Source organism: Ornithinibacillus halophilus (assembly GCF_900129485.1).
Taxonomy (GTDB): domain Bacteria; phylum Bacillota; class Bacilli; order Bacillales; family Amphibacillaceae; genus Ornithinibacillus; species Ornithinibacillus halophilus.
Genome location: NZ_FQVW01000072.1, coordinates 1 through 10,355 on the forward strand (window position 1 = coordinate 1; position 10,355 = coordinate 10,355).

A 10,355-nucleotide genomic window follows, 5' to 3' on the forward strand; every position below is an offset into this window, starting at 1 on the left:
ACCGCTACGGAAAATACACTTCGCTTTCACTTCCAGCACAAGTGCGACATCTGTTCAAGCTTCCTACGATCGCTTTCTCAGTGTCTTCTTTGCCGCGGGCGGCTGGTGAGCCAGGGAACTACTTGGCTAGGCTTCCTAGCACCCTTGCGCTGAGGAAGCCAGCTTCGTAGCATCGCTTGTAGACGCAAGCGCATCGTGGGGTCTCACCGATGCCTCTGCTCCCGCAGGACAAATGTTTTCGGTGGGGCTAGTACTCGTAGTCCCAAGAAGGGCTTTGAAAGCATAATCATCGCACGAAGGTAATTGTTTTTTATTTCCGAGGAGTCTTCGTGTATTTCCTTCGCTGATCAATATCAATTTTAAAATATTGCAATATAGATTGTTGATTGGAGCGGATGGCAGTCGACTCCTGCGGGAAAAGCACGTGTCTGAAGACCCCGCAGGAAGTGGGGTTCTTCCGAGGAGACTGAAGCCGTGCCCGCGGAAAGCGACTGCCAGCAGTGGAAATCAACTAAGTTCTAATTTTGAGTTTTCTATTAATTGTAAAAAGTAACATACTCTTTGAAAAACTTTTTTAACTAGAATTGTTCGTACTTAGAGTGCGTTTAATTAGTTTTGCACAAGCGTCTTTTGATACTAAGGAACTGGCACTAACAAAGGTTGTAAGTATTTTCCATTTAAAATTAGTTAATATTTTTATTAATTGCATACAAACTATAAATGAATTACTAAAGGGAAAGGGTCTTGAACGTGAAAAGCTATTTATTAGGAGTTTGGAATGTAATTGATCCGGTTTATTATTCACTAACACGATTACGGTATGTGCCAGGTGAGGATAAAAATAGCAAGTGTGTGTTTCGTGTAAGGCTTACCCGTTATAAAGGGGAAACTGTAAAATTACAGGATGGAACAATAATTCAAAAGAATGATATTCTACTAAAAATTCATTTACATAATGTGAAGTTATTAAAAAAACTACAGGCAATTAAGAGTGATATGAAACGAGCAGTTTATATATATCATATGGTAAAAAAATCGTTGCCTTATTTAGCGAAATATGTAGAGTTGCATCCCAAACGACCAAATATTAAAGGGGTCATTGGGATAACAACATTGCATAAAGGTTCTAGGCAACTCGGCTTTGAAGTGTTTTCCATCAAAAATGAATTTTACCGTACTTATAAAAAGGCAACATTCTTACCAATTAATATGATTGCGAATGCCACGAAACACGAAGAACCTGTCTATCTGTTTATGTCTAAACAAAATCTTCTAGAAAGACATAGAAATTGAAGTTAAGCATTCTTTTTCTCTAAAGAAATATCATGAAAAGTAATTTCTGGTCGACTACCAACACGAATGTTAACACCAGTTTGGCCAAGGCCCTCACTAATATAAAAAGGATTATTATTATGCATGTGTAAGCCTTTAATAATATTTTTTCTAGCTAACGTACCCATTTTTACTAGATGATACGCTTTAGGATAACAGATCTGTCCACCATGGAAATGACCAGCAAGTAAATAATCAAAATGATAATCACTCATTTCAAGTACAACATTTGGATCATGTGTTAGTACGAGATTCAATCCACTTTTAACTTTTTGGTAAGATAATGCCAAATTACTACGATTGGTGCTATAGTCATCAATTCCGATTATATTGACAGTTTGTCCATTAGCTTTAATTGTTCTACTTTCGTTTTGTAACACGTGGCAATCATAGTTCGATAATGTTTGTTTTAATTGAATTAAATTATTCCCTTTTAATACATAATCATGATTACCTAAAACAGCATAGATGCCATATTTAGGATTAGATTTTTGTAATACTTCAAGATAAGGTACTAATTTAGGAATGGTTCGTTTTCGATCGAGAAAATCCCCTGTTAAAGCAATGATATCAAATGTTTGATTGTTAATTTTATTGGCTAGTTCATTTGGTGTGATTGAAATATTCTCAAGGTGTAAGTCGGATAAGTGCAAAATGGAAATGGTAGGATTATTAGTAGAATTACTTGCAGGAATACTAATCTTGTTTATTTTTATATCTTTCGTGTTTTGATTGGCGATATATAGTAAATAACTAAGAACGACAATACTTATTATTATTAGAATGTAAGTCATGGTGTCTATCCTCTCCCCGAAAAGGATTATAACATGATTTCACAACACGTATCACTGGTAATTGAAGGGATTAAGAATGGCAACGATGGAGTTGATATTATGCAAGAAAATCCAACAAGAGAAGCATTGTTTTTACCTTTTATGCAAATTCCAACAGGACACCATCATGTTGCTGATACGTTAATGGAATACGTACAAAAAACAGATCATCCTCTAAATTGTAGGAAAATTGATATTTTATCGTATAGTTTTGGGCGTATCGAAAGTGTTGTGTCAGGAACGTATTTAAAATGGATTAACGCTTTGCCACAAGCATATGACGGTCTCTATCGGTACCTCGCTGTTAAAAATCTATCAAAAAGAAAAAGACAGCATGTATATGAAATGTTGTTTAGCTATAGTTTCAAAAAATTGCTTCAAGAAAGAAGTCCGACCATCCTATTCTGTACCCATGCCCTCCCATCAAATTTGGCCAGTGTCCTTAAAAAGAAAAAACAATTAGATAGTATCGTCGTGAATGTATATACCGATTATTTTGTTAACCGTGTCTGGGGAATCGATGGCATTGATTATCATTTTGCTCCAACAGTAGAAGTAAAGGATTTTTTATTGGATTTAGGTGTAGCAAAAAATAAGATTTTTATTACAGGAATTCCGGTTCATGAGGCCTTTCATATGGAACAAAATAGGAAACTAAATTCTAAAAGGTATTCCATATTGGTGACCGGGGGGAGTTTAGGTGTTGGAAGAATGGAGAAACTGATAACAAGAATGGAAGCAAGTAAGGACATTGATTACTATATTTTATGTGGGAAAAATGAAAAGCTTTATCAAACATTACATGCTAAAAACGTAAACCATATTAATCCAATTTCTTATGTTGAAAGCAAGTGGGAAATGAATGAACTTTATAATAAAGTGGATGCTGTGATAACAAAAGCTGGCGGGGTTACAATTAGTGAATGTTTAATGAAAAAGAAACCGATTTTTGTTTGCCATGCATTGCCGGGACAGGAGAAAGTAAATGAAGACCGGCTAAAAAAACTAGGGTTAGTTATCCCACTGGAAGTGGATGGTATCCCAATTGATCAACAGGTGAAAACATTTCTAACCAATGCTCAATCTAGAAAGCAATATGAACAAAAACTACAAATTTACCATGAAAATCTCGTTAACGAATCCATACCATACATACTATCAAGAATCTGTTAATTGAATCATATTTTTGAAATCCGGACGGTGAATTATTACACTAAGTAGTAATTCGTATTCGTTCGGATTCTTTTAGCAATTCCTATGCATAATAATCGAATGTTCGTTCGTATTATGTTACAATTATTACTATGTTAAACTATTGTTAGAAAGTAGGAACGGAGGAAAGGTTTGTGGAGAATACATTTGAATTAATTGCAAATTATGAGCCACGTGGAGACCAACCAAAAGCAATAAAAGAATTGGTAGAAAGGGTCTTAGCAGGTCAGCGACATCAGACATTGTTAGGTGCTACTGGTACTGGGAAAACATTTACCGTATCGAATGTTGTTAAAGAAATCAATCGACCAACTTTAGTGATTGCCCATAATAAAACGTTAGCTGGTCAATTATATAGTGAGTTTAAGGAATTCTTTCCAAACAATGCTGTGGAGTATTTTGTTAGTTATTACGATTATTATCAACCAGAGGCCTACGTTCCATCTACGGATACTTTTATTGAAAAAGATGCAAGCATTAATGATGAGATAGATAAATTAAGGCACTCGGCAACATCTTCTTTATTTGAACGTCGAGATGTTCTAATCGTTGCCAGTGTATCCTGTATATATGGATTAGGTTCTCCTGATGAATACCGCAGTCAAGTTCTTTCCTTAAGAATGGGAATGGAGAAAGATCGCGACCAATTATTACGAGACCTAGTAGATATCCAATATGCAAGAAATGATATTGATTTTCAGCGTGGTACATTTCGCGTACGAGGGGATTCGGTAGAAGTGATTCCGGCATCTCGCGAAGAACATTGTATCCGTATTGAGTTTTTTGGTGATGAAATTGACCGGATTCGTGAAGTGGATGCGTTAACAGGTGAAATTATTGGTGACCGTGAACATATTGCTATTTTCCCAGCATCTCACTTCGTTACCCGTGAAGAAAAGTTAAAAAAAGCAATTGTGAATATAGAAAAAGAATTAGAAGATCGGCTGAAAGAGTTACGTGATGATAATCGACTTTTAGAAGCACAGCGATTAGAGCAACGTACGAATTATGATCTCGAAATGATGAAAGAGATGGGGTTTTGTTCAGGTATCGAGAACTACTCAAGACACCTGACATTCCGTAAAGAAGGAGAAACACCTTATTCATTACTAGACTTCTTTCCTGATGATTACTTAGTGGTAGTGGATGAATCGCACGTGACCTTACCACAAATCCGTGGCATGTATAATGGAGATAGAGCTAGGAAACAAGTTCTAGTGGATCATGGATTTCGATTGCCATCTGCATTAGACAACCGTCCGTTAAAATTTGATGAATTTGAAAAGAAAACGAATCAATTGCTCTATGTTTCAGCCACTCCTGGGCCATATGAGATGGAACATACTCCAGATATGACAGAACAGATTATTCGTCCTACTGGCTTATTGGATCCAAAGGTAGAGGTTCGTCCAATTGAAGGGCAAATTGATGATTTAATTGGTGAAATCAATAAACGAACGGAACGAAATGAACGTGTACTTGTGACAACGTTAACGAAGAAAATGTCAGAGGATCTAACCGATTACTTAAAAGATATTGGAATTAAAGTGGCTTACTTACACTCAGAAATTAAAACACTTGAACGAATTGAAATTATCCGGGATTTACGAGTTGGAAAATATGATGTTTTAATCGGTATTAACTTATTGCGAGAGGGTCTGGATATTCCTGAGGTCTCTTTAGTTGCTATTTTAGATGCTGATAAGGAAGGCTTTCTTCGTTCAGAACGTTCTCTTATTCAGACAATGGGAAGAGCTGCGCGTAATGAGAATGGTGAAGTAATTATGTACGCCGATAAAATTACGAATTCAATGCAGGTTGCGATTGATGAAACGAACCGTCGTCGTGAAAAGCAGATGGCCTACAATGAGGAACATAATATAACGCCAACGACGATTAAGAAGGAAGTTCGAGATGTGATTCGTGCAACTGTTGCTGCTGAGGATCATGAAGTATACGACGAAGCACAACAGCCGAAGAGCATTGCAAAACTAACGAAGAAAGAAAAAGAAAAAGTGTTAGAACAAATGGAAAAAGAAATGAGAGAAGCAGCAAAAGCGCTTGATTTTGAAAAAGCTGCTGAACTTCGTGATATTATTTTTGAACTAAAAGCGGAAGGATGACCAGTTGATGGCTAGTAAATCAATTACAATTAAGGGTGCAAGGGCACATAATCTTAAAAATATTGATGTAGATATTCCAAAAAATAAACTTGTTGTCGTCACAGGGCTGTCAGGGTCAGGGAAGTCTTCACTTGCCTTTGATACGATCTATGCAGAAGGCCAACGACGATATGTCGAATCACTCTCTGCTTATGCAAGGCAGTTTTTAGGACAAATGGATAAGCCAGACGTAGATACGATAGAAGGCTTGTCTCCAGCAATTTCAATCGATCAAAAAACAACAAGCAGAAATCCACGTTCAACGGTTGGGACAGTTACGGAAATCTATGATTATTTACGTTTATTATTTGCTCGTGTTGGAAGACCTACTTGTCCGAAACACGGGATTGAGATTTCCTCACAGACGGTGCAACAGATGGTTGATCGAATTATGGATTATCCTGAGAGAACTAAAATGCAAATCCTTGCTCCTGTTGTATCAGGGCGTAAAGGTCAGCATGTAAAAGTCTTTGATAAACTTAAGCAAGAAGGTTACGTGCGCGTTCGTGTTGATAAAGAAATGCGAGAAATTACGGACGAGATTGAACTTGATAAAAATAAAAAACATTCCATTGAAGTCGTTATCGACCGAATTATTGTAAAGGATGGCATTAGCGGTCGCTTAAGTGATTCTTTAGAAACAGCATTAAACCTTGGAGAAGGAAATGTCATTGTCGATGTAATCGGGGAAGAAGAATTATTATTTAGCGAAAACCATGCATGCCCAATATGTGGTTTTTCAATTAGTGACTTAGAGCCACGGTTATTCTCATTTAATAGTCCTTTTGGAGCTTGTCCAACTTGTGATGGACTAGGGACCAATTTAGAAGTTGATTTAGACTTAGTAATACCGGATTGGAATAAAACATTAAATGAACATGCAATAGCAGCTTGGGAACCGATTAGCTCACAGTATTATCCTCAATTATTAAAAAATGTATGTGCTCATTATGGCATTGATATGGATATTCCGATTAAAGATATACCGAAACACCAGCTGGATAAGATTTTGTATGGTAGTGATGGGGAACAAATTCATTTTCATTACGTCAATGATTTTGGGAAAGTCCATGATAATATGATTCAATTTGAAGGGGTTGTTAACAACCTTGCTCGTCGATATAAAGAAACCTCATCAGATTTTATACGAGAAACGTTAGAAAAATACATGGCACAGAAGGATTGCCCAACTTGTAAAGGTTATCGTCTTAAACAAGAGGCACTTGCTGTTTTAATTAATGGGAAACATGTTAGCCATGTGACGGATTATTCCGTAACAGAAGCAAAAGAATTTTTCAGTGCTTTAGACTTAACAGAAAAAGAAAAACAAATTGCTCATCTTATTTTAAAAGAGATCAATAATCGATTAGAGTTTTTAAATAATGTCGGTTTAGAGTATCTTAATTTATCACGTGCAGCTGGAACATTATCAGGTGGAGAAGCACAGCGAATTCGTTTAGCAACACAAATCGGTTCTGCGCTTACAGGTGTTCTGTATGTTCTTGATGAACCTTCTATTGGACTGCATCAACGTGATAATGATCGTTTAATTGATACGTTGAAAAAAATGCGTGATTTGGATAACACATTAATCGTAGTGGAACACGATGAAGATACGATGCTTGCAGCGGACTATCTGATTGACATCGGTCCTGGTGCTGGTGAACATGGTGGACAAATTGTAGCTAGTGGTACACCTAAAATGGTGATGAAAAATAAAAAGTCACTAACAGGTCAGTATTTAGCAGGTAAAAAATATATCCCACTACCTGCCAAACGAAGAGAAGCAGATGGTCGTTATATTGAAGTAATTGGAGCTTCCGAAAATAACCTAAAAAATGCCTCTGCCAAAATTCCTATTGGTTTAATGACCGTTGTTACAGGTGTTTCTGGATCAGGAAAAAGTACATTGGTTAACGAAATTTTATATAAATACCTGTCTAAAAATTTACACCGAGCTAAGGTTAAGCCAGGGAAGCATAAAGAAATTAAAGGTATTGAACATATTGAAAAAGTAATTGATATCGACCAATCTCCAATCGGTCGTACACCAAGGTCGAACCCTGCAACCTATACGGGTGTTTTTGATGATATTCGTGATGTTTTTGCCCAAACAAATGAAGCAAAAGTACGAGGATATAAAAAAGGTCGTTTTAGCTTCAATGTTAAGGGTGGCCGTTGTGAAGCATGTCGTGGAGATGGAATTATAAAAATCGAGATGCATTTCCTACCTGATGTTTATGTACCATGTGAGGTTTGCCATGGGAGACGTTACAATCGAGAAACCGTAGAAGTGAAATATAAAGGGAAAAGTATTGCTGATATTCTCGATCTTACAATTGAAGAAGCACTTGATTTCTTCTCTAATATCCCTAAGATTAAACGCAAGCTCCAAACCATTTATGATGTTGGGCTTGGTTACGTTAGATTAGGTCAGCCAGCAACTACGTTATCTGGTGGAGAGGCTCAGCGTGTGAAATTAGCTAGTGAGCTGCACCGTCGCAGTAATGGTAAATCCTTATACATTTTAGATGAACCAACAACAGGATTGCATGCTGATGATATTCAACGATTATTAGCTGTTTTACATCGTTTAGTTGATAACGGAGATACAGTACTAATCATTGAGCATAATTTAGACGTTATTAAAACTGCTGATCATATTATTGATCTTGGTCCTGAGGGTGGAGACCGTGGTGGGCAAATCATTGCAACAGGAACTCCGGAGGATATCGCTCAAGAAGAAATTTCTCATACAGGAAGATATTTAAAAGATATTATTGAACGAGATCGAAAACGCACGGAAGAAGCACTGGCTAAAAAAGAACAGGTAGCAGCAAAATAACTAAATTCATAATCATACTCCGGACACAAGGGATCGTAATCTATGTCCGGAGTATTTTTTAACGTTATTCACTAGGTTTAATGCTTTGACGAAGCCTCGCTATTCCGGTAATCTAAATATTAAGAGTAAGTTGGGAGGGCAAGTTGATGAAACCAATTGAAAAGAAAAAGGTACAAGAACTTTTGGAATCATTTGTTAAGAAAGAAGTTTATGTTCATTTAGAAACTACTAATGGTGCGTACGCAAGTCATGTTAATGAAAAGGCATATAATGTTGGAGTATATATTCGCAATGCAAAAGTAAGCTTTAACCAGGCAAAAATTGTTGGTGATGGAAAAAGTTATCGTGCCGGGTTGAAAATGGATATAGGATGGATCTACGCAGAAGGTTTAACGGACTGGGAGTTATACGAAGATACGAAACTACTATTAGCTGGTCACGACCGAGAAGGACGTTTAATGGTAGCATTACAAATAAGTGAAACTCCGTTTAGCTATTAATATATTTTATGAGAGGTGAAATAGATGGAGAGACATGTTGTAGTAATATATCCACATCCAGATGATGAGTCATTTGGTGCAGCTGGAACGATTGCGAAATTCCGGGAACAAGGAGTACCTGTTACATACCTTTGTGGAACATTAGGTGAAATGGGTAGAAATATGGGTTCCCCTACGTTTGCAAATCGTGAAACATTACCAGAAATTCGCAAAGAAGAATTAATCAATGCTTGTAATGTTCTAGATATCGAGCTAAAAATGCTAGGTTATCGTGATAAAACACTTGAATATGAGGATCGCCAAGAAGTGGCTAATCATTTAAAAGGAATTATAGAAGAAATTAATCCTAGTCTTGTCATTACACATTTTCCAGACCATGCTGTACATCCAGATCATGATGCGCTAGGTGCAGCAGCAGTGGAAGCTGTTCGTTTAATGTCACCAGAAAAACGTCCTACAGTTTGGGCACAAGCGATAACGAATTCGTATATTGAAGACTTAGGTTCTCCTGACGTTGTCAATGATGTTACAGATGAATTTGATAAAAAGATGGATGCTATTCTTTGTCACCAATCACAAGCAAGTGGAATATTGAAGAATTTTAATCAAGATGGTCAACTATCAGAAGATCTAAAAGAAGAAGCCAAAAAACGCTTAGGTAAAGAGCAATTTTATATTTGGAAATATAACGATTAATAGAATGAGACAAAAATATTTTAGATGTATCAAATCCGAACAATAGAATTTGTTCGGATTTTTTGAAGTTACGAGTGGATTTTTAGTGGTGGCGTGAATCCGACCGCTACGGAAAATACACTTGCTTTCCGCGGGCGGCTGGTGAGCCTCCTCGGGCGTTTTACGCCCTGTGGGGTCTCACCTATGCCTCTGCTCCCGCAGGAGTCTGCGTGTATTTCCTTCGCTAGTTTTGGCGACAATATCAATTTAAAATATTGCAATATAGTTTGTTGACTGGAGCGGATGGCAATCGACTCTTTAAGATACATTTTCTGAGTACGATGTTTTTCTTCAGTAGCTTTCCTTGGGACTGTGCCTGCGATTACTTGCTCCACCGAAAACATTTGTCTGTGGGAAACACGTGTCTGAAGCTCCGAGAGATGTACCTGAGTCTATTAGAAAATCTAGGAATTCAATACCTAGGTAAAAGGCAGATGTCCAGCCTCTTTTCATAGAGGAAAATTGGAGTTTTTGTTTTAGTTTTGATGAATCGTGGTTCCTTTAAATGTTCGAAAAGCAGCTGAATTGGGTTCGTGTTGGATTTTGGTTCCGTTATATTAGTAAAAGCACTAGAATTATAGGTTGAAAAGGGTGAATAACGGAACGAGGAACCGTGTCACATCGAAAATAGGGTGTTTTAGTAGGAATAACGGAAAGAGGATTCATCGAGTGTTTTGGATGAATCGTGGTTCCTTTAAATGTTCGAAAAACAGCTGAATTCGGTACGAGTCGGATT

The 10,355-nt window shown here is 37.1% G+C and carries 8 protein-coding genes; 6 read left to right on the plus strand and 2 right to left on the minus strand.

Going from position 1 to position 10,355, the window contains the following annotated elements:
- Positions 1–750 precede the first annotated feature (750 nt).
- Positions 751–1,293 carry a YkoP family protein gene (locus tag BUB12_RS16450; protein ID WP_072892000.1) on the plus strand — a complete coding sequence of 181 codons (543 nt, stop codon included), beginning with the start codon at positions 751–753 and terminating at the stop codon, positions 1,291–1,293.
- Between the two features lie 2 nt (positions 1,294–1,295).
- On the opposite strand, the gene BUB12_RS16455 is transcribed toward BUB12_RS16450, so the two are convergent.
- A complete protein-coding gene (locus tag BUB12_RS16455; protein ID WP_072892001.1) occupies positions 1,296–2,126 on the minus strand; it encodes a metallophosphoesterase in 831 nt (276 codons plus the stop codon).
- Between the two features lie 33 nt (positions 2,127–2,159).
- On the opposite strand from BUB12_RS16455, the gene BUB12_RS16460 reads away from it, so the two are divergent.
- The 5 genes from BUB12_RS16460 (at position 2,160) to bshB2 (ending at position 9,580) form a co-directional block, all read left to right on the plus strand.
- Entirely contained in the window at positions 2,160–3,338 is a 1,179-nt protein-coding gene (locus BUB12_RS16460; RefSeq protein ID WP_234982743.1) for an MGDG synthase family glycosyltransferase, read from the plus strand.
- Positions 3,339–3,511: 173 nt separating this feature from the next.
- Positions 3,512–5,500 carry an excinuclease ABC subunit UvrB gene (gene uvrB / locus BUB12_RS16465; RefSeq protein ID WP_072892002.1) on the plus strand — a complete coding sequence of 663 codons (1,989 nt, stop codon included), beginning with the start codon at positions 3,512–3,514 and terminating at the stop codon, positions 5,498–5,500.
- Positions 5,501–5,507: 7 nt separating this feature from the next.
- Positions 5,508–8,384, plus strand: a complete 2,877-nt coding sequence (gene uvrA, locus BUB12_RS16470) for an excinuclease ABC subunit UvrA (RefSeq protein WP_072892003.1) — start codon at positions 5,508–5,510, stop codon at positions 8,382–8,384.
- Positions 8,385–8,530: 146 nt separating this feature from the next.
- Complete coding sequence (locus tag BUB12_RS16475) at positions 8,531–8,884, plus strand: YojF family protein (protein ID WP_072892004.1); 354 nt, start codon at positions 8,531–8,533, stop codon at positions 8,882–8,884.
- Between the two features lie 24 nt (positions 8,885–8,908).
- Complete coding sequence (gene bshB2, locus BUB12_RS16480; protein WP_072892005.1) at positions 8,909–9,580, plus strand: bacillithiol biosynthesis deacetylase BshB2; 672 nt, start codon at positions 8,909–8,911, stop codon at positions 9,578–9,580.
- 591 nt (positions 9,581–10,171) lie between these two features.
- Here bshB2 and BUB12_RS18145 read toward each other — a convergent pair.
- Positions 10,172–10,355, minus strand: a 184-nt coding sequence (locus BUB12_RS18145) for a hypothetical protein (protein ID WP_234982744.1), incomplete at its 5' end; no start/stop codon positions are given.

What these genes read in the sequence shown, in the direction of transcription:
- BUB12_RS16455 (WP_072892001.1), bottom strand. Translation starts at nt 2,126, where the DNA reads ATGACTTACATTCTAATAATAATAAGTATTGTCGTTCTTAGTTATTTA.
- BUB12_RS16460 (WP_234982743.1), top strand. Translation starts at nt 2,160, where the DNA reads ATGATTTCACAACACGTATCACTGGTAATTGAAGGGATTAAGAATGGC.
- uvrA (WP_072892003.1), top strand. Translation starts at nt 5,508, where the DNA reads ATGGCTAGTAAATCAATTACAATTAAGGGTGCAAGGGCACATAATCTT.
- BUB12_RS16475 (WP_072892004.1), top strand. Translation starts at nt 8,531, where the DNA reads ATGAAACCAATTGAAAAGAAAAAGGTACAAGAACTTTTGGAATCATTT.
- bshB2 (WP_072892005.1), top strand. Translation starts at nt 8,909, where the DNA reads ATGGAGAGACATGTTGTAGTAATATATCCACATCCAGATGATGAGTCA.